Genomic DNA, 23,421 nt, shown 5'->3' with positions numbered 1-23,421 from the left:
ATTCGCTGGGCTGTCCATCTGGACATTCTGGCAACAGAATTTCTTGACGACCATAGAGCATTGGAACCACCTGATCCCATCCCGAACTCAGTAGTGAAACGATGCATCGCCGATGGTAGTGTGGGGTTTCCCCATGTGAGAGTAGGTCATCGTCAAGATTCATTTCGCAAAACCCCTATCTGCACATGCAGGTAGGGGTTTTGTCTTTTTGGGCAAAAAAGGAGATGGCACCGGCTTCGCCGGTGTTCGCGGGTAAACCCGCTCCTACGGGGAAGGGGGCAACGCCAGGCAGGGGCGCACACCCTCCAGGCCAATGTCGCCTCCCCTATGGATCGGGAGTGCCACGCTGCGGATGGCACCGCGTTGAAGTGCCCGCTCCCGCAGCCTGATGGCATTCGGCCGTTTCATGTGCGCGTGATATCGTTCCCCTCTCAGCCATCAGCGCCTCCAGAGACCTCCCGATGCCCAACACCGCCCATCTCCACCCAGGCTTCATGATCGTCCACGGCAACCGCCTCGACGACCTGCGTAGCCTGGTAGTGAGCTGGATGCGTCGCTACCCGCTGGCGCCTCTGGAAAACGAAATTGCCCTGGTGCAAAGCAATGGCATCGCCCAATGGCTGAAGCTGGCCCTGGCTGAAGATCCGCTGGAAGATGACCAAGGCGGCTGCGGCATTGCCGCTGCCATTGATGTGCAACTGCCCGGTAGCTTTATGTGGCAGCTCTACCGCAGCGTGCTTGGCCGTAGCGAAATTCCCGAAGTGTCTCTGCTCGACAAGGCACCACTGACCTGGCGGCTGATGCGTCTGTTGCCAGCGCTCATCGAGCGTCCGCATTTCGAGCCACTGCGGCGCTTCCTCACCGACGACAGTGACTTGCGCAAGCGCTACCAGCTAGCCGAGCGCCTGGCCGACCTGTTCGACCAGTACCAGGTCTACCGCGCCGATTGGCTCAAGGACTGGGCCACTGGTGAGCACGTCATCAACACGGCCCGCGGCGAGCGCAAAGTACTGCCGCCAGGCAACCGCTGGCAAGCCGAGTTGTGGCGAGCATTGCTGGAGGATGTTGGCGAGCAAGGCATGGCGCAGAGCCGCGCTGGAGTACACCAACGTTTCATCGAGCGCATCAACAGCCTGGAGCAGGCGCCTGCAGGGCTGCCACCGAGGGTGATCGTGTTCGGTATCTCTTCGCTGCCGGCCCAGGCCCTGGAAGCGCTGGCAGGCCTGTCGCGTTTCAGTCAGGTATTGCTGTGCGTACACAACCCATGCCGCCACCACTGGGCCGATATCGTCGCCGACAAGGACCTGTTGCGCCACCAGTACAAACGCCAGCAACGCAAGCAAGGCATGCCCCTGCAACTGGATGACCACACGCTGCACCAGCATGCCCACCCATTGCTGGCAGCCTGGGGTAAACAAGGCCGCGACTACATCAACCTGCTCGACAGCTATGATGACCCAGGCAGCTACCAGGGCGTGTTCAGCGACGGCCGCATCGACCTGTTCAGCGACGGTTCGCCCACCACGCTGCTCAACGAACTGCAGGACGACATCCTGGAATTGCGCCCGCTCGCCGAGAGCCGCGAACGGTGGCCGCCAGTCGACACCACAAAAGACCGCTCGATCCGCTTCCATATCGCGCACAGCCCGCAACGTGAAGTGGAGATCCTCCACGACCAGCTGTTGGCCCGCTTCAGCGCCGACCCGACTTTGCGCCCGCGCGACGTAATCGTCATGCTGCCGGACATCGACACGTATGCGCCGCATATCCGCGCCGTCTTCGGCCAGTTGCAGCGCAACGACCCGCGCTACATTCCGTTCACCCTGACAGACCAGGGCCAGCGTGGTCGCGAGCCTTTGCTGATCGCGCTTGAGCACCTGCTCAAACTGCCTGACAGCCGCTTCGCGGTCAGCGAAGTGCTCGACCTGCTGGACGTGCCGGCAGTCCGCGCCCGCTTCGGCATCCGCGAAAACGATCTGCCCACGCTGCACCGCTGGATCGAGGGCGCTGGCATCCGTTGGGGCCTTGACGCCGCGCAGCGGGCGAGCTTGGGCTTGCCCGCCGGGCTCGAGCAGAACAGTTGGCGTTTCGGCTTGCGCCGCATGCTGTTGGGTTATGCCGTGGGGGTGGGGGAGGCCTGTGATGGTATTGAGCCCTACGATGAAATCGGTGGCCTGGACGCGGCACTGATCGGCCCGCTGGTCGCGTTGCTGGATGCGCTCGAAGTCGCCTGCCAGGCCTTGTCCGAGCCTGCCACCGTCAGCCAGTGGGGCGAGCGACTGCATGCCTTGCTGCACGTGTTCTTCCTCGCCGAGGACGAGGGTGATGAGTTCCTGTTGATGCAGTTGCAGGATCTGCGCGATAGCTGGCTTGAGGTGTGCGAGACCGTCGGCCTGCACGACCCGCTACCGCTTACCGTGGTGCGTGAAGCCTGGCTGTCGGGCCTCGATCAGGGCAAGCTGTCGCAACGTTTCCTCGCCGGCTCGGTCAACTTCTGCACACTCATGCCCATGCGCGCGATCCCGTTCAGGGTGGTCTGCCTGCTGGGCATGAACGATGGCGACTACCCGCGTGCGCAGCCACCGCTGGACTTCGACCTGATGGCCAGCGACTATCGCCCCGGCGACCGCTCACGCCGCGAAGACGACCGTTACCTGTTGCTTGAAGCGCTACTGTCCGCACGTGACCAACTGTATGTCAGCTGGGTCGGGCGCAGTATTCGCGACAATAGCGAACGCCCGGCCTCGGTGCTGATCGGCCAGTTGCGCGATCACATCGCTGCGGGTTGGCATTTGGCCGACGCGCAGCAGGGCCAGCCCGCGAAACCGGGCGAGCAACTGTTGCACGCACTGACCCAGGAGCACCCGCTGCAGCCGTTCAGCCCTCGGTACTTCCAGAAGGGCAGTCCACTGTTCAGCTATGCCCATGAATGGCAGGTGCTGCACCAGCAGGGTGAGGCTGACGAGCAGAGCGAGCCGGGCCTGCCGCCTTATCAGGACGCTGAAGCCCTGAGTCTGCACCAGCTGAATGACTTCTTGCGCCACCCGGTACGGCACTTCTTCAGCCAGCGCTTGAAGGTGTACTTCGAGGCGCTGGAAGCGCCGACCCCGGACGAAGAACCCTTCGTCCTCGATACCCTGCAACGCTACGGCGCCAGTGAAAGCCTGCTTGGCGCCGCCTTGGCCGAACCGGACAACGCCGAACAGGCCTTGCGCGCCCAGGCCCGACGCCTGCAGGCCTGCGGTTTGCTGCCGCTAGCCGGTTTCGGCGAACTGCTGCAAAACGAGTTGATCGAACCGCTGCCGGACCTGCTGCAACGTCACCAGCAATTGCTGCAACGCTGGCCACAGCTGGTCGAGGGCGCTTTGCCGGTGCATTTCGAGCACGGTCAGCACCGTCTGGAGGGCTGGCTGGGCCGGGTGTTCCAGGCGGAAGATCAGAGCCTTCTCAGCATCACCACTGTACCCAACACAATCAGTGCCGGGCGCAACAACCTCAAGTGGCACCGCCTTATCGCGCCCTGGGTTACGCATTTGGCGGCCTGTGCAGCGGGCTACCCCTATAACAGTGCATTGGTAGCCAGTGACCTGACCCTGTTGCTTTCACCGCTGCCGCAAGCGCTGGCCGCGCAACTGCTGGGCGACCTGTTGGTGGCCCGTCAGGCGGCAATGAACGCGCCGTTGCCAGTCGCGGCCAAGACCGCGTTCGCTTGGTTGGCCCAGGACGATGCCGATAAAGCCATGGCCGCAGCAGCTCGCGCCTACGAAGGTGACGAACGCACCAGTTTTGGCGAACGGAGTGAAAGCATTGCCTTGGCCCGCCAGTTCCGGGACTTTGCAGCACTCACTGCTGACGAAACGTTTGAAGGCTGGTGCGAAACCTTGTATCGCCCGTTGTTCACCGCCTCTTGGCAGACCTTGGGCAACCCGGAGAAAGGCGCATGACCCAGGACCGTCCTCTGGCACTGAGTTTCCCCCTGCACGGTAGCCAGCTGATCGAGGCCAGCGCCGGCACGGGCAAGACCTTCACCATTTCGGCGCTGTACCTGCGCCTGATCCTCGGTCACGGTGGCGAACAGGGCTTCGAGCGCGAGCTGCTGCCACCGCAGATCCTCGTGGTGACCTTCACCGACGCCGCCACCAAAGAGCTGCGCGAGCGTATCCGCGCCCGCCTGGCTGAAGCCGCACGGTTCTTCCGTGGCGAGCTGGAAGGCGCCGATCCGCTGTTGCACCAACTGCGTGACGATTACCCACAAGAGACTTGGCCGCGTTGCGCCGGCCGGTTGGAAATCGCCGTGCAGTGGATGGACGAGGCTGCGGTATCGACCATCCATGGCTGGTGCCAGCGCATGCTGCGCGAGCATGCCTTCGACAGCGGCAGCCTGTTCACCCAGACCCTGGAAACCGACCACAGCGAGTTGTTGGGCCAGGTCATGCGCGATTACTGGCGACGCTTCTGCTATGGGATGCAAGGTGACGCACTGGCCTGGGTGCGCGGCAACTGGGGGAGCCCCGACGCTTTGCTGCCACGCATTCGCCCACTGTTCGGCCGTGTGCGCGCCCAGCAGAATGGGCCAGAGCCCGCTGCATTGATCCAGGCATCGCTACAGCAACGTGGCGCACAGTTGGCCCGGATCAAGGCGCCATGGGCACAGTGGGCCGAGGAACTGCGGCAAATCTGCCGCGATGCGCTGGCCGCCAAACAGGTCGACGGCCGCAAGATGCAAGCCCGTTACTTCGAGCCCTGGTTCGACAAGCTCTGCGCTTGGGCCAGCGATGAGCAACTGGTAGAGCTCGACTTGGGCACCGGTTTTACCCGGCTGACCCCGGCGGGCATGGCCGAAGCCTGGAAGGGAGAGCCTCCCGAGCACCCAGCCCTCAACGCCATGCAGCACTTGCAGCAACAACTGCAGGCCCTGGACAGCCCGGATGCCCCTCTGCTCGAGCACGCGGCCAGTTGGGTATCGGCACGTTTCGAAGTGGAGAAGCGCCGGCGTGCAGAAATGGGCTTCGACGACATGCTCGTGCGCTTGCAGCACGCGCTCGCCAGCGAGGCCGGCGAGCGCCTGGCCAGTCTGATTCGTGAGCAGTTCCCGGTAGCGCTGATCGACGAATTCCAGGACACCGACCCGGTTCAGTACGGCATTTTCGAGCGCATTTACCAGATCAGTGAAAACCGCGCAGAAACCGGCCTGTTCATGATCGGCGACCCCAAGCAGGCGATCTACGCTTTCCGGGGTGCCGACATCTACACCTACCTTGCCGCGCGACGCGCCACCAGCGGCCGCCTGCACAGCCTGGACACCAACTACCGCTCCAGCAAAGCCATGGTGGCGGCGGTCAACCAGGTGTTCCTGCAGGCCGAGGCGCGTGAAGCGGGGCGGGGTGCATTCCTGTTCCGCGAGGCCGATGACAACCCGCTGCCATTCATCGAGGTGCGCGCCAAGGGGCGTGGCGAACAGCTGCTGATTGACGGTGAAGTCAGTGCAGCCCTGCAATGCTGGCAGCTGGAAAGTGAAGAGCCAGTCTCCAGCAGCGTTTACCGCCAGCAACTGGCCGCCAGTTGCGCCAGCCATATTGTGGCCTTGCTCAATGGCGGCCAGCAGGGCACGGCGGGCTTCCAGAATGCCGAAGGCGAGTTGCGCGCCTGCTTGCCCTCGGACATTGCCATCCTGGTGCGTGATGCCCATGAGGCGCAGATGGTCCGCGCCGAACTGGCCGCACGCGAGGTGCGCAGCGTCTACCTGTCCGACAAGGACTCGGTGTTTGCCGCCCAGGAAGCCCACGACCTGCTGGCCTGGCTGAAGGCCTGCGCCGAGCCTGACTCGGAGCGCCTGCTCAAGGCTGCTCTGGCCAGCCTTACACTGGGCCTGTCGCTGGCTGCGCTGGACCGGCTTAACCAGGATGAGCGGGTCTGGGAGAGCTGGGTGATGCGTTTTCGCCTGTACCGCGACACCTGGCAGCGCCAGGGGGTGTTGCCGATGTTGCGCCACCTGCTGCATGACTTCCAGCTCCCGCGCACGCTGATTCGCCGCAGTGATGGCGAGCGGGTGCTGACCAACCTGCTGCACCTGGCCGAGCTGCTGCAGCAGGCCGCTGGCGAGCTGGACGGCGAACAGGCGCTTATCCGCCACCTGGCCGAGCACCTGGCCAGTTCCAGTCAGGCCGGTGAAGAGCAGATCCTGCGCCTGGAGAGCGACGAACAGTTGGTCAAGGTGGTGACCATCCACAAGTCCAAGGGCCTGGAATATCCCTTGGTCTACCTGCCATTCATCTGCACCAGCAAACCGGTGGATGGTAGCCGTCTACCGCTGGCCTGGCATGACAGCGAAGGTAACGCCCACCTCACCCTCACACCTGACCAGGAGCAGATCGAGCGCGCCGACGACGAGCGCCTGGCCGAAGACCTGCGCCTGCTCTACGTGGCCCTGACCCGTGCCCAGCATGCTTGCTGGCTGGGCGTCGCCGACCTCAAGCGCGGTAATCAGAAGAGCTCGCAGCTGCACCGCTCGGCGTTTGGCTACCTGCTGGGGGGCGGCCTTGCCTTGGCTGGCTCGGCGCAGCTGACGGACTGGTTGCAGGCTCTGGCGGCAAGTTGCCCGCACATCAGTTGCCCAGGCCTGCCGCAGGCGGATGAGCAGATGTATCGCATGCCACACGCCGAACGTGAGCTGTTGCCAGCACGCAGGCCACGCCATGCGGCTGCCGAGCACTGGTGGATCGCTTCCTACAGTGCCCTTCGTGTCGGCGATCAGACCCTCGGCGCCGACAGCTCGCAGGCCCAGCAACTGCTGGATGACGAGGTGCCCGATGCCCAGGTGTTGCGCGAGGTCCCGGCCGACAGCGGCGATATCCATCGCTTCCCACGGGGGCCTAACCCCGGCACCTTCCTCCATGGTTTGCTGGAGTGGGCAGGCCGTGAGGGCTTCAGCGAGGTCAGCGGTAACCCTCAGCTGATCGAGCGTACCGTTGGCCAGCGCTGCAATCGCCGTGACTGGGCCGGCTGGATCCCCACCCTGAGCCACTGGATGCAACGTTTGCTGGGCGAGGCGTTGCCGCTGCCGGGCAGCGACCAGAGCGTAACGCTGGGCCAGCTGCGTCATTACCAGATCGAAATGGAATTCTGGTTCGCCAGCCACCGGGTCGACGCAGAACAACTCGATCGCCTGGTGGCACGCCACACCCACCCCGGTCTGGCGCGCCCAGCTGCGCAGCCGACCGTGCTAAACGGCATGTTCAAAGGGTTCATCGACTTGGCGTTCGAGCTGGACGGGCGTTACTACGTGACCGACTACAAGTCCAACTGGCTGGGTGCGGACATCCAGGCCTACGATGCCATGGCCATGGAAAAGGCGATTCTTGAGCACCGCTACGACCTGCAGTATGTGCTGTACCTGCTGGCCCTGCACCGCCAGTTGCGCGCGCGGCTGGCGGACTACGATTATGACCGCCATGTTGGCGGCGCCCTGTTCATCTTCCTGCGCGGTGCCAGCAGCAGCGGCCACGGCGTGTACCACGCCAAGCCACCGCGTGAGCTGATCGAAAGCCTCGATGCACTGTTCCGTGGTGAGCACGCGCCAGTACAGCAGGACCTGTTTGCCGGAGTTGCGCCATGAGCCGAAGCCTTGTCGACCTGTTGCCCACCCCGTTGCACGCAGAGCACCTGCTGGCGCTGGCACCACAGCACAACAGCGCTGATCTGCTGCAATTACTCGACCGCTGGGTTGAGCGGGGCTGGCTACGTGCCCTGGACCGCGCGTTCGTGTCGTTCCTGGAAGAGCGTGCCCCCGGCAGTGATCCCTTGCTATTGCTGGCAGCGGCGCTGGCCAGCCACCAACTGGGGCACGGACATGTCTGCCTCGACCTGCAACAAACCTTGGCCGAGCCGGATTTCGCCCTGTCGTTGCCGCCGGAAGGTGACGCCCTTATCGGCCCTCTGCTACTGCCATCGCAACTGCTGGCCAACCTTGACTTGAATGCCTGGCTTCAGCGCATCATCGCCAGCCCGCTGGTGGCCGCAGGTGATACGCCTGGCCAGCAAGCGCGGCCACTGGTACGCAGTGGCGAGCGCCTTTACCTGCGCCGTTACTGGCGTTACGAGCGGCGCATCGACCATGCCCTGCGCCAGCGCCTGAGTCAGGCCGAAGCACCGCCTGCGGATCTGCCAGAGCGTCTGGCGCAACTGTTCGAGGGCGGCGCGCCAGCTGGCCAGGTGGACTGGCAGAAGCTTGCCTGCGCCTTGGCCACCCGGGCCGGTTTCAGCATCATCACGGGCGGCCCCGGCACCGGCAAGACGACCACCGTGGTGCGCCTGCTGGCGTTGCTGCAGTCGCCGGCAGTGGAGCAGGGCAGGCCACTGCGCATCCGCCTGGCTGCACCGACCGGCAAGGCCGCTGCACGCCTGACCGAATCCATTGGCCAGCAAGTCGAGCGCCTGCAAGTCAGCGCCGAAGTACGCGGGCAAATCCCTACTGAAGTCAGCACCGTGCATCGCCTGCTAGGCAGCCGCCCGGGCTCGCGGCACTTCCGCCATCATGCTGGCAACCCGTTGCCGTTGGATGTGCTGGTGGTCGACGAAGCGTCGATGATCGACCTGGAAATGATGGCCAACCTGCTCGATGCCTTGCCGCCGCGGGCGCGTCTGGTGCTGCTGGGCGACAAGGACCAGTTGGCTTCGGTCGAGGCCGGCGCGGTGCTGGGTGACCTGTGCCGGGATGCTGAGGAGGGCTTTTACTCGCCGGCGACTGCAGCGTGGCTTCAGCAGGTCAGTGGCGAGTCGCTGGCCGGCAGTGGCCTCAAGGCCGGCGATGAGCAGCGCCACCCGTTGGCTCAGCAAGTGGTGATGCTGCGGTTTTCACGGCGTTTCGGTGAGGGCAGCGGGATTGGCCAGTTGGCCAGACTGGTCAATCGTCAGGATGCTCACGCGGCGCGCAACCTGCTGGCCGCGCCGCCTGCTGACGTGCACAGCCTGTCGCTCAAGCACGAACAGGATCGTGCGTTCGACCGCCTGTTACTCGACGGCCTGAACCGCGGTACCGATGGACCGCAAGGCTACCGCAGCTACCTGCGCACCCTTGGCCGTTACCGGCCGGCACTTGATACCGCCTTTGACGACCCCGCCTGGGAGCAATGGGCGGGCAAGGTGTTGCGCGGTTTCGAGGATTTCCAGTTGCTGTGCGCGGTGCGCCGGGGCGCCTGGGGTGTCGAAGGCCTCAACGAGCGGGTGGCGCGGGTGCTGCACAATGCCGGTCTGATCGACAGCCAGCAGCCCTGGTACGAAGGGCGCCCGGTGTTGGTGACCCGCAACGACTACGGCCTTGGCCTGATGAACGGTGACATCGGTATAGCCCTGCGCCTGCCGGATGAGCATGGCCAGCCGCTGCTGCGTGTGGCCTTCCCGCGCAACGATGGCAGTGGTGGTGTGCGATTCGTTCTGCCGAGCCGGCTCAACGAAGTGGAAACGGTATTCGCCATGACCGTGCACAAGTCCCAGGGCTCGGAGTTCAGCCACACTGCCCTGGTGCTGCCGGAAGCGCTCAACCCGGTGCTGACCAAGGAACTGGTGTACACCGGTATCACGCGGGCCAAGCACTGCTTCAGCCTGGTCGAGCCACGCCAAGGCATTTTCGAAGAAGCGGTGGCGCGCAAAGTACGGCGTATTTCCGGGTTGATGCTCGAGCAGGTCTAGGGCCATGACACCCATTACACGTGGCTGCAGGCTCATACAATAAAGCGGCCATGTGCTATCGTTGCGCCGATATCGGAAGGGGCTTAAAGGAATTTCCCACATGAACGTGGCCGCAAGGCGAGTGACAAGCTGTGCGCTTTCGCTATTGCTGGCCGTCCTGTTCCTTTCTGCAGGCGCTGCCCGGGCAGACTCCGGCACAACCGCCGCCCAGGCACAGCAACGCGCCAAGGCAGTCACCCAGGTAGTACTGGGTATCTTCAGTTACGCCCGCTGGCCCGTCGAACCCTCTCCTTTGCGCCTGTGCCTGGTCGGCCCGACCGAGTACGCCGACGATCTCATCAAAGGCCATGTCCAGGAGTCCGGCCGCCCGCTGCAGGTGCGGCGCTTGCTGGCAGAAGACACCCAGGTCGCCCAGGCCTGCGATGCCCTCTACATTGGCAAGCTTGACCAGGGCCAGCGCGATCGGCTGTTCCAGCGTATCGGCGGCCACCCGGTGCTGAGCATCAGCGAGGCGGATGACCCCTGCACGGTCGGCAGCCTGTTCTGCCTGCGGGTCAGCGACCAGCAGGTGGCCTTTGAAGTCAATCTCGACTCGGTGGCACGCTCTGGCGTGCGTATTCACCCCAGCGTGCTGCAGTTGTCGCGGCGCCGGGGGGGGCAGCCATGAAACCGACCCGCAAGCGTACGGTGCGCCCGACCCTGCGCTCGGTGCTGGGCCGTGGTCACCTTAGCGTCGCCTTGCTTGCCGTTGGCCTGGCGGGTATCTCCCTCACCCTGCTGGGCGTGCTCGCCCTGCGTGTCTATGCCAACCATAACCTGCAGTTGATCGCCCGCTCGATCAATTACACGGTAGAGGCGGCGGTGGTGTTCGATGACAGCGCCGCTGCCAATGAGTCGCTGGCGTTGATTGCCAGTACCGAAGAAGTGGCCGAGGCCAAGGTCTTCAACAACGAGGGCGAGCAACTGGCGCACTGGCAACGCGACAATACCGGCATGCTCGCGCAGCTGGAGGTGCAGGTTGCCAGCGCCTTGCTGGATGAGCCGGTCATTTTGCCGATCGTGCACCAGCAACAGCAGGTCGGGCACATCGAGCTGGCAGGCCAGGGCAGGAGCCTGTTGCTGTTCCTGCTCAGTGGCTTGGCCGGTATCCTGTTCTGCACGGTCCTCAGCGCCTTGGCTGCCCAGTATCTGTCGCGGCGCCTGCTCAGCGATATCACCCGCCCGCTGCGTGGCCTGGCCAGTGTCGCCCATGCTGCCCGCCGCGAGCGCAGCTTCGACCGGCGCGTACCAGAAGCGCCGATTGCCGAGCTGAACGAGCTGGGTAATGACTTCAATGCCCTGCTGGATGAACTGGAGGTGTGGCATAGCCACCTGCAGAGCGAAAACCAGACCCTTGCCCATCAGGCCAGCCACGATAGCCTGACCGGCTTGCCCAACCGCGCCTTCTTTGAAGGGCGCCTGAGCCGCAGCGTGCGGAATGCGGCGAGTCAGCAGGACCACCTGGCACTGCTGTTCCTCGACAGCGACCACTTCAAGCAGATCAACGACACCCTTGGCCACGCCGTGGGTGACGAGGTGTTGATCAGCGTGGCCGAACGTGTGCGCGCCCAACTGCGCGAGCACGATCTGGTGGCGCGCCTGGGGGGCGACGAGTTTGCCGTGCTGTTGACGCCTTTGCATACGCGCAAGGACGCCGAACACATTGCCGAGAAGATCGTTGCCAGCATGAAGCTGCCGGTGCAACTGGACAGCGGCCGCAGTATCTCCACCTCGCTGAGTGTCGGTATTGCCTATTACCCGGATGACGGCGCTGACCCCGCCAGTCTTCTCAATGCCGCCGATGCGGCAATGTACCAGGCCAAGCGCGAACGCCGTGGCCATTGGCAACTGGCGCAGACGGAACGGTCCGCCAACGAAATCAGGAACAGGAGTTGAACCCGTGATGCACGCTTTACGTTTTCCGCTTTGGGCCTTGTTGCTCGCCATGCTGGCGCTGACGGGTTGCCAGAGCGCCCCCCCGAAAGGCCTTACCCCAGAACAGATTGCCGTGCTCAAGCGCGAAGGTTTCACCCCGACCGATGAAGGTTGGGCCTACGACTTGTCTGGCAAAGTGTTGTTTGGCAGCGATCTGGACAGCCTCAATGGCCAGAGCCAGGCGATTGTCGAGCGCATCGGCAAGGCGCTGCTCAGCGTTGGTATCCAGGGCGTGCGGGTGGACGGGCATGCCGACTCGTCGGGCAAGGCGGCGTATAACCAGCAGCTGTCCGAGCGCCGCGCGCAAAGCGTGACCAAGGCGCTGGTGGGGATTGGCATGCAGGCGCAGAACATTCAGAGCCGTGGCCTGGGCAGCAGCCAGCCGGTGGCGGACAACCGCACCAGCGCCGGGCGTACCGAGAACCGTCGGGTGTCCATCGTGGTAGCGTCCTACTGATCGTCGCCGCTCGGGCAGTCACATATATATCCTGTGGGAGCAGTCAACGCGCTGTCTGGCACCGGCTTTGCCGGTGTTCGCGGGCACGCCCGCTCCTACAGGGGCTGTGTTGCCTTCGGAAATGCGCAGGCCCATCAGTCCTGGGCAAAGCGCATCTCGCGGGTTTGCCCCATCAACAACGGCGCATTCGCCTCGGTCACCGACCGGATGTAATCCCACAGCAAGGTAATCCGCTTCAGCTTGCGCAAATCCTCCCGGCAATACATCCAGAACTGCCGCGTCACCTCGATCTCCTCCGGCAACACCGTGACCAATCGCGGGTCCTGCGCGGCGAGGAAGCACGGCAATATCGCCAGCCCACGCCCCTGCAGCGCTGCCGTGTACTGCGCGATCACGCTGGTACTGCGCAAATGTGCGCTGGCGTTGGGGATCAGGTTGGCCAGGTACAGCAGCTCGGAGCTGAACGCCAGATCATCCACGTAACTGATGAAGGGGTGTTTGGCCAGGTCCGTCACCTGGCGGATCGGCGCGTGGCTGTCCAGGTAGCCCTGGGTGGCATATAGCCGCAGGCGGTAGTCGCACAGCTTGCAGCACACATAAGGCCCATGCTCGGGCCGCTCCAGCGCGATGACGATGTCCGCCTCACGCTTGGACAGGCTGATGAAGTGCGGCAGCGGCAGGATGTCCACCGAAATTGCCGGGTAGGCGTCGACGAAGTGGCTTAGCTGCGGCGTGATGAAAAAGCTGCCAAAGCCCTCCGTGCAGCCCATGCGCACATGGCCCGACAACGCCACCCCCGACCCGGACACCTGCTCGCACGCCATGTGCAGCGTGCTCTCGATCGATTCGGCATAGCCCAGCAGGCGCTGGCCCTCGGCGGTCAGCACAAAGCCGTTGGTGCGCGACTTTTCGAACAGCAAGGTGCCCAGCGCGCCCTCCAGCGAGCTGATGCGTCGCGACACGGTGGTGTAGTCCACGCTCAGCCGTTTGGCGGCACTGCTGGCCTTGCGGGTGCGAGCCACTTCGAGGAAGAACTTCAAATCGTCCCAGTTGAGCGCGCTCAGGGATGTGAGGTCTTTTTGCATGATGATCCGGTTTTTTTGTGCGTTCTTGTTGGATGTTTGCACATCTATACTCGAAACAAGCCTCAGGACGCCACCCCGCGTTTGCCCGGCGCTGGCGATCTCGTCCCGACAACAATTCCAAGGAGAACGCAGATGAACGCACCGCAATCCCCTAACAGCACCAAGGTCGAGCAGGTCAAGCTGCTGATCGACGGCCAGTGGGTCGAGTCCAAAACCACCGAATGGCGTGACATCGTCAACCCGGCCACCCAAGAGGTGCTGGCGCGCGTACCGTTCACCACCGTCGAAGAAGTCGAAGCAGCCGTGGCCGCTGCTCACCGCGCTTTCCAGACGTGGCGTAACACCCCGATCGGCGCGCGCATGCGCATCATGCTCAAGCTGCAGGCGCTGATCCGCGAACACACCAAACGCATTGCCCAGGTGCTCAGCGCCGAGCAGGGCAAGACCCTGGCCGACGCTGAAGGCGATATCTTCCGCGGCCTGGAAGTGGTCGAGCACGCGGCGTCCATTGGCACCCTGCAGATGGGCGAATTTGCCGAGAACGTCGCCGGCGGTGTCGATACCTACACCCTGCGCCAGCCGATCGGCGTATGCGCTGGCATCACCCCATTCAACTTCCCGGCAATGATCCCGCTGTGGATGTTCCCCATGGCCATTGTCTGCGGCAACACGTTCGTGCTCAAACCGTCCGAGCAGGACCCGCTGTCGACCATGCTACTGGTCGAGCTGGCGCTGGAAGCCGGCGTACCGGCCGGTGTGCTGAACGTGGTGCACGGCGGCAAGCAGGTAGTGGATGCCATTTGCACCCACCAGGACATCAAGGCGATTTCCTTCGTGGGCTCTACTGAAGTCGGCACGCACGTTTACAACCTTGGCAGCCAGCATGGCAAGCGTGTGCAGTCAATGATGGGCGCCAAGAACCACGCGGTGGTGTTGCCTGATGCCAACCGCACACAAACCATCAATGCGCTGGTGGGTGCTGCCTTTGGCGCGGCGGGCCAGCGCTGCATGGCGACCTCGGTGGCGGTGTTGGTGGGCAAGGCCCGCGAATGGTTGCCGGATATCAAGGAGGCCGCCAGCAAACTCAAGGTCAATGCTGGCTGTGAGCCGGGCACCGACGTTGGCCCCGTGGTATCCAAGCGTGCCAAAGAGCGTGTGCTGGGCCTGATCGAAAGCGGTATCAAGGAAGGCGCCAAGCTGGAACTTGACGGCCGTGACGTCAAGGTGCCGGGCTACGAGCAAGGCAACTTCGTCGGCCCAACCCTGTTCTCGGGCGTGAAGACCGACATGCAGGTGTATACCCAGGAAATCTTCGGCCCGGTGCTGGTGACCCTGGAAGTCGATACGCTCGACGAGGCCATCGCCCTGGTCAACGCCAACCCGTTCGGCAACGGTACCGGCCTGTTCACCCAGAGCGGCGCTGCGGCCCGCAAGTTCCAGAGCGAAATCGATATTGGCCAGGTCGGCATCAACATCCCGATCCCGGTCCCCGTCCCGTTCTTCAGCTTCACCGGCTCGCGTGGCTCCAAACTCGGTGACCTCGGGCCGTACGGCAAGCAAGTGGTGCAGTTCTACACTCAGACCAAGACCGTCACTGCTCGCTGGTTCGATGACGACAGCGTCAACGACGGTGTGAACACCACCATTAGCCTGCGCTAAGGAGTACGTCATGCGTATCGCATTCATCGGCCTGGGCAACATGGGCGCGCCCATGGCCCGCAACCTGATCAAGGCCGGGCATCAGCTGAACCTGTTCGACCTGAACAAGGCCGTGCTGGCCGAGCTGGCAGAACTGGGCGGGCAGATCAGCCCCTCGCCCAAGGACGCGGCGGCCAACAGCGAGCTGGTGATCACCATGCTGCCGGCCGCAGCCCATGTGCGCAGCGTGTACTTGAGCGAGGACGGCGTACTGGCCGGCATTCGCCCTGGCACGCCGACCGTTGACTGCAGCACCATCGACCCGCAGACCGCACGTGATGTGTCCAAGGCCGCAGCGGCAAAGGGTGTGGACATGGGGGATGCGCCGGTTTCCGGTGGTACTGGCGGCGCGGCGGCCGGCACCCTGACGTTCATGGTCGGCGCCAGTACCGAGTTGTTCGCCAGCCTCAAGCCGGTACTGGAGCAGATGGGCCGCAACATCGTGCACTGCGGGGAAGTCGGTACCGGCCAGATCGCCAAGATCTGCAATAACCTGCTGCTAGGCATTTCGATGATTGGCGTGTCCGAGGCCATGGCCCTGGGTAACGCGTTGGGTATCGATACCAAGGTGCTGGCCGGCATCATCAACAGTTCGACCGGGCGTTGCTGGAGTTCGGACACCTACAACCCGTGGCCGGGCATCATCGAAACCGCACCGGCATCGCGTGGCTACACCGGTGGCTTTGGCGCCGAACTCATGCTCAAGGACCTCGGGCTGGCTACCGAAGCGGCACGCCAGGCACATCAACCGGTGATTCTCGGTGCCGTGGCCCAGCAGTTGTACCAGGCCATGAGCCTGCGAGGCGAGGGTGGCAAGGACTTCTCGGCCATCGTCGAGGGTTATCGCAAGAAGGAGTGATGCGAGAGGTGGACTTCATCGCGGGCCAGGTGGCCTTCCCTCTGTAACTGCGCACCAGAGGAAAGGGCGCCTGCTCCGCGATTTTTTTTGTCCACGCCCACAGGTATTGCGCGGCCGTTGTAGGCGCGGGTTCACCCGCAAATGCTGCCGAAGCCTCACCGCCGCATTCGCAGGTAAACCCGCGCCTGCAAGTCAGGCGAAGACGAAATACTTACGGACAGTCTCGACCACTTCCCACGTACCTTTCATGCCTGGCTCGATCACGAACACATCACCTGCTTTCAGGTGTTTCGGTTCTTCGCCTTCCGGGGTGATGATGCAATAGCCATCGAGGAAGTGGCAGAACTCCCATTTATCGTAGTTGACCTCGAACTTGCCCGGGGTGCAGATCCAGGTGCCCATGATCTTGCTGCCGTCGGCCGACAGGTAGGCATTGAGGTTGACGGTGTGCGGATCGCCGCCGATGCGCTTCCACTTGGTGGCGTCCACGACCGGCGTCGGGCAGGTTTCGCGCAGGACGGTGATGAAATCGGACATGGCACAACTCCTGGTGACTGGCTGAATGACGGGTCACCATAGGCCCAACGGCCGCGCCGCAGTTGCCTGGGCTCGACGTCCAGGTGTCTGGTCGCGCTATGGCAGGCGGTTTACCTCGACAGTGATGTGCGCCAACTCTTCGTGCACGGCCAGGGCCTGGCGCACGCCGTCGGCATTCAATGTGGCCTGGGTGGCCAGGCCAAGAATGCAGGCGTACTGGTCCCTGCCCACCCGCCAGACATGCAGGTCGGTGATACTGGCCGGCACCGGCAATTGCGCGACCACTGCGCGGACTTCCGCCACAACCGGGGCGTCCATCTCGGCGTCCAGTAACACTCGCCCGGTATCGCGCAGCAGGCCACGGGCCCACAGCGCGACCAGCAGCGCACCGACGAGGCCCATCGCTGGGTCGAGCCAACTGGCGCCCCAGAACTTGCCGGCCAGCAAGGCAGCAATGGCCAGCACCGAAGTGGCGGCATCGGCCATCACATGCAGGTAGGCCGAGCGCAGGTTCAGGTCGTGGTGGTGATGGTGATGATCGTGGCTGTGAGGGTGATGGTCATGATGATGGTCATCGCGTAGCAGCCAGGCGCAGATGAGGTTGACGGCGAGGCCCGCCACGGCAATCAAGATGGCCTCGTCATAGTGGATCTGTCCCGGCACCAACAGCCGTTCCACCGACTGGAACGCCATCAGTCCGGCCACGCCCAGCAATAGCAATGCGCTGGAGTAGCCGCCGAGAATTTCGATCTTCCAGGTGCCGAAGGCAAAGCGCCGGTCACCTGCATAGCGCCGAGCGGCAGCGTAGGCCAGCAAGGACAGGCCAAGTGCCAGGGCGTGGGAGCTCATGTGCCAGCCGTCGGCCAGCAGCGCCATGGAGTTGAAGTACCAGCCTCCGGCAACCTCCGCCACCATCATCACTGCGGTCAGCCAAACCGCCAGGCGGGTTTTGCGCTCAGCGCCCAGGTTGCTGGTGTGGAACTGGTGGCTGTGCTGCCAGCGGTCTGAGGTTTGTGTCGCCATGGTTTATCATGCTCCCGGAAGATCGAGAAAAATACTATACCCCAGTATACCTAGCATGGCGTGAAACCCAATGGCACATACCCTGAAGAGCAAGAAGCAGCTGTTGACCCGGGTGCGCAAGATCAAAGGCCAAGCCGCCGCCCTGGAGACGGCGCTGGAGCAGGACAAGGACTGCCTGGCGATCCTGCAGCAGATCGCTGCCGTGCGCGGCGCGGTGAACGGGCTGATGGCCGAGGTGATGGAAGGGCACATCCGCGATCACCTCGTGGCGGACGGCCTGAGTGCCGAGGAACGGCAGGACGAGGCAGACAAGGTGGCAGCGTTGCTGCGTTCATATCTGAAGTAGGAGGTCGCCGTACCCTTTCACGAATACCCCAGGGGGGTATCAATACCTTCACGGTCCGAGCGGTACGCGGACGCGTTTGTGGAAGCAGGCCTTCCAGCGAAGGCTGTCAGTGGGTAAGGGCGGATACCAGTCCGGCGGCATAGCCTGGTAATGCCGCGAAATCCCGCGCGCACACCAGCAGCCGGCGGTTGGCCCATGGCTCCTGCAGCGCCACCCAGTGCAACGGCAGCATCCCTTGCCAGCGCTGCACCGCTGCCAGCGGCACCACCCCGATTCCGGCCCCGCCCGCGACCATGCGGATTACCCCATCAAACCCCTCTGCTCGTACCCGAACCTGCATGCGCTGCCCCTCGTGCAGCGCTTGCTCTTCCAGGTACAACCCCAGTGCACTGCCGGCCCCCAGGCCGACATAGCCATGGGCCAGGCTGTCGACGAAACTTGGCGTCAGCGCACTGGCCAGGGGGTGGCCCTGTGGCGTCACTAGCACCAGCGGGTCGTCTCGAAACGGCCGGGTCTGCAGGTGCTCGCTGGGGGCGGCTGTGGACACGATGCCCAGGTCGGCCATGCCTTGGGTAATTGCCTGCACGATGCGCAAACTTGGCAGCTCTTGCACATCCACGCTGACTCCAGGGTTTTCAGCCAGGTAGCTGGCCAGCAGTTCGGGCAGGTATTCGGTCAGCGCTGCGGTGTTGCACAGCAGGCGCACCTGGCCTTGCTGCCCTTGCGCGTACAGGCCCAGATCGAACTGCAGGCGTTCGACCTGCTGCGTTATCAGCCGTGCATGCTGCAACAGTGCCTGGCCAGCCGGCGTTGGTTGTACGCCACGGCGGTTACGTTCCAGCAAGGGAATGCCCAGCGATGCTTCCATGGCGCGGATGCGCGCACTGGCTGCTGGCAGTGACAGATGGCTGCGGCTGGCGCCGGCGGTGATGTTGCCGCACTCCAGGGTGTGCTGGAACAGCTTGAGGTCGATCAGGTCGAAATGCATGTGGCTCTGTCCGGGCAAGAGGCTGGCTGAGTATATGGCAGATTCTCACATCGCCCAGGGCGCGCCATCATCGGCCCATGACTACCTTGCTCGCTTTCTACCAGAACATTGGCCCGGCACTCTCGTTGCTGGTTGTACTGACCTTTCTGCTGGCTGGCGCAGTGAAGGGGGTCATCGGCCTGGGCCTGCCGACCATTGCCATGGGCCTGTTGGGCCTGGCTATGCCACCGGCGCAGGCTGCCGCGTTGTTGATCGTGCCCTCCACACTCACCAACCTGTGGCAGCTGGCCAGCGGCGGGCACCTGCGAGGGTTGTTGGTCCGTCTGGGGCCAATGCTGGCATTGATCTTTGTCGGCACCTTGCTGGGTAGCGCCTGGCTGGGAATCAGCAGTGGCCCCTGGGCTGGGCACGCGTTGGGTGCCGCCTTGCTGGTCTATGCGTTGTATGGGGTGGTCGGCCCGGGCCTGCAGGTGGCACCGGGACACGAGCGCTGGCTGGGACCGATTTGCGGGCTGGTCACGGGTGTGGTCACGGCGTCGACCGGGGTGTTCGTGATGCCAGCGGTGCCTTACCTGCAGAGCCTGGGCTTGAACCGCGAGCAGATGATCCAGGCCCTGGGCCTGTCGTTCACGGTGTCCACCCTGGCCTTGGCCCTGGGCCTGGCCGGGCAGGATGCCTTGGGTGGCCAGGCGCTGGGGGCGTCGCTGCTGATGCTGGCGCCTGCCTTGCTCGGCATGCTGGCGGGCCAGTGGCTGCGTCAGCGGATCAGCGCGCTGCTGTTCAAGCGTTGCTTTTTCATCGGGCTGGCCGCCCTCGGCGGCCACCTGCTGATCAACGGCTAGCGGACGAAGCGCTGAGCATGTCGACCCTCTGGATATCGAAATCGCGCTCCAGGTAATCCATGCGTTTTTCGAAGAAGGCAGCCATGTGCGGGAGGGCCGAGTGCACGTCCAGCGCGGCCTTGTCGGCCCACACTTCGAAGAACACAAACAGGCTCGGGTCCTGCTGGTCGCGCAGCATGTGGTATTCGATGCAGCCGGGTTCCTGGCGGCTTGGCTCGACGTAGGGACGGAACAGGTTTTCGAACGCATCAGCCATTTCCGGGCGGGTCTTGGCTTTGAGGATAAAGGCGAACGGCTCACTCATGGGGCGCTACTCGGTGATGGGGGTGACGCTATTCTACGGCAATAATGTACTGCTCATTCGTGACTTCTGGTCAATTGTATTTTGCCCCGTCACCGCTGTATCCCGCCCCCGCGAGCCTCTAACCTGCCGGCATCAATTTTTGATTCGGCCGTGGAGGCCAGTATGAAAAAGATCCTTCTGCTCAATGGTGGTAAACAGTTCGCTCACTCCGAAGGCCGTCTCAACGCGACCTTGCACGAAGCGGCTATCGCTCACCTGGACCGCGCCGGCTTCGATGTGCGCCAGACGTTCATCGATGGCGGCTACGATGCCCAGGAAGAGGTAGAGAAATTCCTCTGGGCCGATGTGGTGATCTATCAGATGCCCGGCTGGTGGATGGGCGCGCCGTGGACCGTGAAGAAGTACATCGACGAGGTGTTCACTGCCGGTCACGGCAGCCTGTATGCCAATGACGGTCGTACCCGTTCGGACCACTCGCAGAAATACGGCAGCGGTGGTCTGGTGCATGGCAAGCAATACATGTTGTCGCTGACCTGGAACGCGCCGCAGCAGGCGTTCGATGACCCGAGCGATTTCTTTGAAGGCAAAGGGGTGGATGCCGTGTACTTCCCGTTCCACAAGGCCAACCAGTTCCTGGGCATGACCGGCCTGCCGACCTTCCTGGCTGTGGATGTGATGAAGCGCCCGGATGTGCCGGCGGCGTTGGCGGCCTACGAGGCGCATCTGGACAAGGTGTTCGGCAAGGCGATCTAATCCGGATTGATATCAGCCGCAGGCCTGAATGTGAAAACCCGATCCGAAGAACTCCAGGTATTCGTCGCCGTCATCGACTGCGGCTCGATTTCCGCTGCTGCCGAGCAGATGGGCCAGACCCCGTCTGCCGTCAGCCGCACCCTGTCGCGCCTGGAGGGCAAGCTGGGCACCACGCTGGTCAACCGCACCACCCGGCGCATGGACCTTACCGAAGAGGGGCGCTACTTTCTTGAGCGCTCGCGGCTGATCCTGCAGCAGATGGACGAGATGGAAGAGCGTCTGTCGATGAACCGCCAGACCCCGACCGGGCGATTGCGCATCAATGCCGCTGCGCCGTTCATGCTGCATGCCATCCTGCCGTGGATTGGCGAGTTCCGCCGCCAGTACCCGGGCATCGAACTGGAGCTCAACACCGACGACCTGATCATCGACCTGCTGGAGCAGAGCACTGATGTGGCGATCCGCATCGGAGAGCTGGCCGACTCCAGCCTGCACGCGCGCAGCCTGGGTTGTAGCCCGGTGCAGGTGCTGGCCAGTCCGGCCTACCTGGAGCAGCACGGCACGCCACGGCAGGTCGAGGAGCTGGCCAACCACTGTCTGCTCGGCTTCAGCCAACCGGAGTCGCTCAATCATTGGCCGCTACGTCACGCTCAGGGCGATCGCTGGAGCATCCGCCCGGCGTTGGTCGCTTCCAGCGGCGAAACCCTGCGCCAGCTGGCGTTGGCCGGGGAAGGCATCGTCAGCCTGTCGCACTTCATGACCCACGAAGATATCCGCACAGGGCGCCTGCAGGTGCTGCTGAGCGAGGCCAACAATGGCTACCGTCAGCCGATCCACGCGGTGTATTACCGCAACACCCAGTTGGCGCTGCGCATCCAGTGCTTCCTGGATTTCATCCAGCGCAAGCTGGCGATGTACGCCTGCTGAGTTGCCTGATCGCGACAAATCCTGTCCACAGGCGGCGAAACTTCCGACGGTTGATTGCACAGTCGAAGCGCTTCGGCCTTACTGACTGCTCAACAAAAACAACACCAAGGAAGTGTCATGCGTATTGTCCCTTTCCAGTATCTGGCTCTCGCAGCCGCGATCCTGAGCTGTTCCTCAGTTTACGCCGCCACCCTGGAGGGCGGCGCGGTGGCCGCCCCCGATCAATATGGTGCACAGGTGGCCGCCGATATTCTGAAAAAGGGCGGCAACGCGGTGGACGCGGCAGTAGCGACCGCCTTCACCCTGGCGGTGACTTACCCAGAGGCCGGTAATATCGGCGGTGGCGGCTTCATGACCCTGTTTGTCGATGGCAAGCCTTACTTCCTCGACTACCGCGAAGTCGCGCCCAAGGCCGCCACGCGCAACATGTACCTGGACGACAAGGGCGAGGTCATCGAGAACCTCAGCCTGGTCGGGGCACGCGCCGCAGGCGTACCCGGTACGGTAATGGGCCTGTGGGAGGCGCACCAGAAGTTCGGCAAGCTGCCCTGGAGCGAGTTGCTGACCCCGGCCATCGGCTATGCGAAAAATGGCTTCAAGGTGGCGGAAAAGCAGTACCAGTACCGCAACGATGCCCAAGGCATGTTCAAGACGGCGACCAACTTCAACGATTACTTCGGCAACATGAAGGTCGGCGAGCTGTTCAAGCAGCCGGAAATGGCCCAGACCCTGGAGCGTATAGCCGACAAGGGCGTGAGCGAGTTCTATCAAGGCAAGACCGCCGATTTGCTGGTGGCGCAGATGCAGGCTGACAAAGGCCTGATTACCAAGGATGACCTCAAGGATTACAAGGCGGTATGGCGTGAACCGATGGCCGTGAGCTGGCGTGGCAATGTGGTGTATACCGCGCCACCGCCGAGCTCGGGCGGTGTGGCGCTGGCCCAGTTGCTGGGCATCAAGGAAGACCGCGCGGCCGACTTTAAAGGTGTGGCGCATAACTCGGCGCAGTACATCCACCTGCTGGCCGAGATCGAGAAGCGGGTGTTCGCCGACCGCGCCGATTACCTGGGCGACCCGGCCTTCACCAAGGTGCCGGTGGACCAGCTGGTGGCCAAGGATTACCTAGCCAAGCGCGCAGCCCAAGTCAACCCGAAGGCCATTTCCGACACCGACAAGGTCAAGCCGGGCCTTGAACCGCACCAGACCACGCATTTCTCGATCGTCGACAAGCAGGGCAACGCGGTCAGCAATACCTACACCCTCAACCTCGACTATGGCAGTGGTGTGGTGGTGAAGGGCGCTGGTTTCCTGCTCAACGACGAGATGGATGATTTCAGCGCCAAACCGGGGGCGGCGAACGCCTTTGGCGTGGTCGGCGGTGATGCCAACGCGATCGAACCGGGCAAGCGCATGCTGTCGTCGATGAGTCCCAGCCTGATGACCCGCGATGGCAAGGTCGAGCTGGTAATCGGTACCCCGGGCGGTTCACGGATCTTTACCTCGATCTTCCAGGTGATGAACAACCTGTACGACTACGGCATGCCGCTGGACAAGGCGGTGGCGGCGCAGCGCGTGCACCATCAGTTGCTGCCCAAGGACACCATTTACTTCGACAGCTATGCGCCATTGACCGGGCCGGTAGCTGATGAGCTGAAGAAGATGGGCTATGTGCTGGAGGACCAGGGCTGGGAGATGGGCGACATCCAGGCGATCCGGGTCGATGGGGCGAAGCTTGAGACCGCTTCCGACCCACGTGGGCGTGGGGTAGGGATGATCGTCAAGTAGTACCTGTCAGAACGCCGGGAGGGCTTTGCCCTCCTATCGCGACACAAGGCCGCTCCCACACGGATGGCGCCAGCTTTCAGAAATTGAGCAAGACAGTTGTTCCCACAAAGGATCAGCGGCGCCTTGATTACCAGCGGCCCGCCGCATCCTGGTCAC

Annotated in this window: 18 protein-coding genes and 1 rRNA gene; 14 read left to right on the top strand and 5 right to left on the bottom strand. The window is 63.4% G+C overall.

All coding sequences use genetic code 11. The features are described 5' to 3' along the window. Window positions 1–42: 42 nt before the first annotated feature. The 7 genes from rrf to ACF8Q6_RS20700 all read left to right on the top strand — a co-directional run bounded on the left by rrf (window position 43) and on the right by ACF8Q6_RS20700 (window position 12,118). A 5S ribosomal RNA gene (gene rrf / locus ACF8Q6_RS20730) occupies window positions 43–158 on the top strand. Window positions 159–461: 303 nt separating this feature from the next. Beyond that, window positions 462–3,944, top strand: a complete 3,483-nt coding sequence (gene recC / locus ACF8Q6_RS20725) for an exodeoxyribonuclease V subunit gamma (RefSeq protein ID WP_392490143.1) — start codon at window positions 462–464, stop codon at window positions 3,942–3,944. Beyond that, window positions 3,941–7,615, top strand: coding sequence for an exodeoxyribonuclease V subunit beta (gene recB, locus ACF8Q6_RS20720; RefSeq protein WP_392490144.1), 3,675 nt, complete (start codon window positions 3,941–3,943; stop codon window positions 7,613–7,615). Before recC ends, recB begins: the two co-directional genes overlap by 4 nt. Beyond that, window positions 7,612–9,687 (top strand): exodeoxyribonuclease V subunit alpha, encoded by a 2,076-nt coding sequence (gene recD / locus ACF8Q6_RS20715; protein ID WP_392490145.1) that lies wholly within the window; start codon window positions 7,612–7,614, stop codon window positions 9,685–9,687. The genes recB and recD overlap by 4 nt, the downstream gene beginning before the upstream one ends. 100 nt (window positions 9,688–9,787) lie before the next feature. Further along, complete coding sequence (locus tag ACF8Q6_RS20710; protein WP_121784078.1) at window positions 9,788–10,354, top strand: YfiR family protein; 567 nt, start codon at window positions 9,788–9,790, stop codon at window positions 10,352–10,354. Then, a complete protein-coding gene (locus tag ACF8Q6_RS20705; protein ID WP_012053721.1) occupies window positions 10,351–11,622 on the top strand; it encodes a diguanylate cyclase domain-containing protein in 1,272 nt (423 codons plus the stop codon). The genes ACF8Q6_RS20710 and ACF8Q6_RS20705 overlap by 4 nt, the downstream gene beginning before the upstream one ends. 4 nt (window positions 11,623–11,626) lie before the next feature. Beyond that, a complete protein-coding gene (locus tag ACF8Q6_RS20700; protein ID WP_392490146.1) occupies window positions 11,627–12,118 on the top strand; it encodes an OmpA family protein in 492 nt (163 codons plus the stop codon). Between the two features lie 134 nt (window positions 12,119–12,252). Here the strand turns inward: ACF8Q6_RS20700 and ACF8Q6_RS20695 are convergent, their stop codons facing one another. Continuing rightward, entirely contained in the window at window positions 12,253–13,203 is a 951-nt protein-coding gene (locus ACF8Q6_RS20695; RefSeq protein ID WP_014859456.1) for a LysR family transcriptional regulator, read from the bottom strand. 132 nt (window positions 13,204–13,335) lie between these two features. On the opposite strand from ACF8Q6_RS20695, the gene ACF8Q6_RS20690 reads away from it, so the two are divergent. Continuing rightward, window positions 13,336–14,862, top strand: coding sequence for a CoA-acylating methylmalonate-semialdehyde dehydrogenase (locus tag ACF8Q6_RS20690; protein ID WP_392491176.1), 1,527 nt, complete (start codon window positions 13,336–13,338; stop codon window positions 14,860–14,862). Window positions 14,863–14,872: 10 nt separating this feature from the next. Next, a complete protein-coding gene (gene mmsB / locus ACF8Q6_RS20685; RefSeq protein WP_012053718.1) occupies window positions 14,873–15,760 on the top strand; it encodes a 3-hydroxyisobutyrate dehydrogenase in 888 nt (295 codons plus the stop codon). 192 nt (window positions 15,761–15,952) lie between these two features. Here the strand turns inward: mmsB and ACF8Q6_RS20680 are convergent, their stop codons facing one another. Together ACF8Q6_RS20680 and dmeF are read right to left on the bottom strand one after the other, a co-directional pair. Then, the gene (locus ACF8Q6_RS20680) at window positions 15,953–16,297 is read right to left on the bottom strand and encodes a cupin domain-containing protein (protein WP_003251579.1); all 345 of its coding nucleotides are present in this window, start codon (window positions 16,295–16,297) and stop codon (window positions 15,953–15,955) included. A gap of 96 nt (window positions 16,298–16,393) precedes the next feature. After that, window positions 16,394–17,320, bottom strand: a complete 927-nt coding sequence (gene dmeF / locus ACF8Q6_RS20675) for a CDF family Co(II)/Ni(II) efflux transporter DmeF (RefSeq protein ID WP_392491175.1) — start codon at window positions 17,318–17,320, stop codon at window positions 16,394–16,396. Between the two features lie 70 nt (window positions 17,321–17,390). On the opposite strand from dmeF, the gene ACF8Q6_RS20670 reads away from it, so the two are divergent. Continuing rightward, window positions 17,391–17,666 carry a metal/formaldehyde-sensitive transcriptional repressor gene (locus ACF8Q6_RS20670; protein ID WP_003251584.1) on the top strand — a complete coding sequence of 92 codons (276 nt, stop codon included), beginning with the start codon at window positions 17,391–17,393 and terminating at the stop codon, window positions 17,664–17,666. Window positions 17,667–17,772: 106 nt separating this feature from the next. Here the strand turns inward: ACF8Q6_RS20670 and ACF8Q6_RS20665 are convergent, their stop codons facing one another. Then, entirely contained in the window at window positions 17,773–18,654 is an 882-nt protein-coding gene (locus ACF8Q6_RS20665) for a LysR substrate-binding domain-containing protein (protein ID WP_392491174.1), read from the bottom strand. A gap of 77 nt (window positions 18,655–18,731) precedes the next feature. On the opposite strand from ACF8Q6_RS20665, the gene ACF8Q6_RS20660 reads away from it, so the two are divergent. Further along, window positions 18,732–19,496 carry a sulfite exporter TauE/SafE family protein gene (locus ACF8Q6_RS20660; protein WP_392491173.1) on the top strand — a complete coding sequence of 255 codons (765 nt, stop codon included), beginning with the start codon at window positions 18,732–18,734 and terminating at the stop codon, window positions 19,494–19,496. On the opposite strand, the gene ACF8Q6_RS20655 is transcribed toward ACF8Q6_RS20660, so the two are convergent. Continuing rightward, the gene (locus ACF8Q6_RS20655; RefSeq protein WP_003251589.1) at window positions 19,486–19,800 is read right to left on the bottom strand and encodes a putative quinol monooxygenase; all 315 of its coding nucleotides are present in this window, start codon (window positions 19,798–19,800) and stop codon (window positions 19,486–19,488) included. The two genes, ACF8Q6_RS20660 and ACF8Q6_RS20655, sit on opposite strands and share 11 nt — an antisense overlap. A gap of 162 nt (window positions 19,801–19,962) precedes the next feature. On the opposite strand from ACF8Q6_RS20655, the gene ACF8Q6_RS20650 reads away from it, so the two are divergent. The 3 genes from ACF8Q6_RS20650 to ggt all read left to right on the top strand — a co-directional run bounded on the left by ACF8Q6_RS20650 (window position 19,963) and on the right by ggt (window position 23,265). Beyond that, window positions 19,963–20,553: an NAD(P)H-dependent oxidoreductase gene (locus tag ACF8Q6_RS20650; protein WP_392491172.1), complete on the top strand. Its 591-nt coding sequence runs from the start codon at window positions 19,963–19,965 to the stop codon at window positions 20,551–20,553. A 30-nt stretch (window positions 20,554–20,583) separates the two neighbouring features. Further along, the gene (locus tag ACF8Q6_RS20645) at window positions 20,584–21,480 is read left to right on the top strand and encodes a LysR family transcriptional regulator (RefSeq protein ID WP_003251593.1); all 897 of its coding nucleotides are present in this window, start codon (window positions 20,584–20,586) and stop codon (window positions 21,478–21,480) included. A 117-nt stretch (window positions 21,481–21,597) separates the two neighbouring features. Further along, a complete protein-coding gene (gene ggt / locus ACF8Q6_RS20640) occupies window positions 21,598–23,265 on the top strand; it encodes a gamma-glutamyltransferase (protein ID WP_012053713.1) in 1,668 nt (555 codons plus the stop codon). Window positions 23,266–23,421: the final 156 nt, after the last annotated feature.

It is taken from the genome of Pseudomonas sp. GLN_2, from assembly GCF_043106005.1.
Classification (GTDB): Bacteria; Pseudomonadota; Gammaproteobacteria; order Pseudomonadales; family Pseudomonadaceae; genus Aquipseudomonas; species Aquipseudomonas alloputida.
This window is presented reverse-complemented; position numbering and strand designations above follow the sequence as displayed.

Coding starts and splice junctions, on each gene's coding strand:
- ACF8Q6_RS20690 (WP_392491176.1), top strand. CDS start 13,336: ATGAACGCACCGCAATCCCCTAACAGCACCAAGGTCGAGCAGGTCAAG.
- recC (WP_392490143.1), top strand. CDS start 462: ATGCCCAACACCGCCCATCTCCACCCAGGCTTCATGATCGTCCACGGC.
- ACF8Q6_RS20705 (WP_012053721.1), top strand. CDS start 10,351: ATGAAACCGACCCGCAAGCGTACGGTGCGCCCGACCCTGCGCTCGGTG.
- recB (WP_392490144.1), top strand. CDS start 3,941: ATGACCCAGGACCGTCCTCTGGCACTGAGTTTCCCCCTGCACGGTAGC.
- ACF8Q6_RS20665 (WP_392491174.1), bottom strand. CDS start 18,654: ATGCATTTCGACCTGATCGACCTCAAGCTGTTCCAGCACACCCTGGAG.
- ACF8Q6_RS20660 (WP_392491173.1), top strand. CDS start 18,732: ATGACTACCTTGCTCGCTTTCTACCAGAACATTGGCCCGGCACTCTCG.
- dmeF (WP_392491175.1), bottom strand. CDS start 17,320: ATGGCGACACAAACCTCAGACCGCTGGCAGCACAGCCACCAGTTCCAC.
- ACF8Q6_RS20695 (WP_014859456.1), bottom strand. CDS start 13,203: ATGCAAAAAGACCTCACATCCCTGAGCGCGCTCAACTGGGACGATTTG.
- ACF8Q6_RS20650 (WP_392491172.1), top strand. CDS start 19,963: ATGAAAAAGATCCTTCTGCTCAATGGTGGTAAACAGTTCGCTCACTCC.
- recD (WP_392490145.1), top strand. CDS start 7,612: ATGAGCCGAAGCCTTGTCGACCTGTTGCCCACCCCGTTGCACGCAGAG.
- ACF8Q6_RS20680 (WP_003251579.1), bottom strand. CDS start 16,297: ATGTCCGATTTCATCACCGTCCTGCGCGAAACCTGCCCGACGCCGGTC.
- ACF8Q6_RS20655 (WP_003251589.1), bottom strand. CDS start 19,800: ATGAGTGAGCCGTTCGCCTTTATCCTCAAAGCCAAGACCCGCCCGGAA.
- ACF8Q6_RS20670 (WP_003251584.1), top strand. CDS start 17,391: ATGGCACATACCCTGAAGAGCAAGAAGCAGCTGTTGACCCGGGTGCGC.
- ACF8Q6_RS20710 (WP_121784078.1), top strand. CDS start 9,788: ATGAACGTGGCCGCAAGGCGAGTGACAAGCTGTGCGCTTTCGCTATTG.
- ggt (WP_012053713.1), top strand. CDS start 21,598: ATGCGTATTGTCCCTTTCCAGTATCTGGCTCTCGCAGCCGCGATCCTG.
- mmsB (WP_012053718.1), top strand. CDS start 14,873: ATGCGTATCGCATTCATCGGCCTGGGCAACATGGGCGCGCCCATGGCC.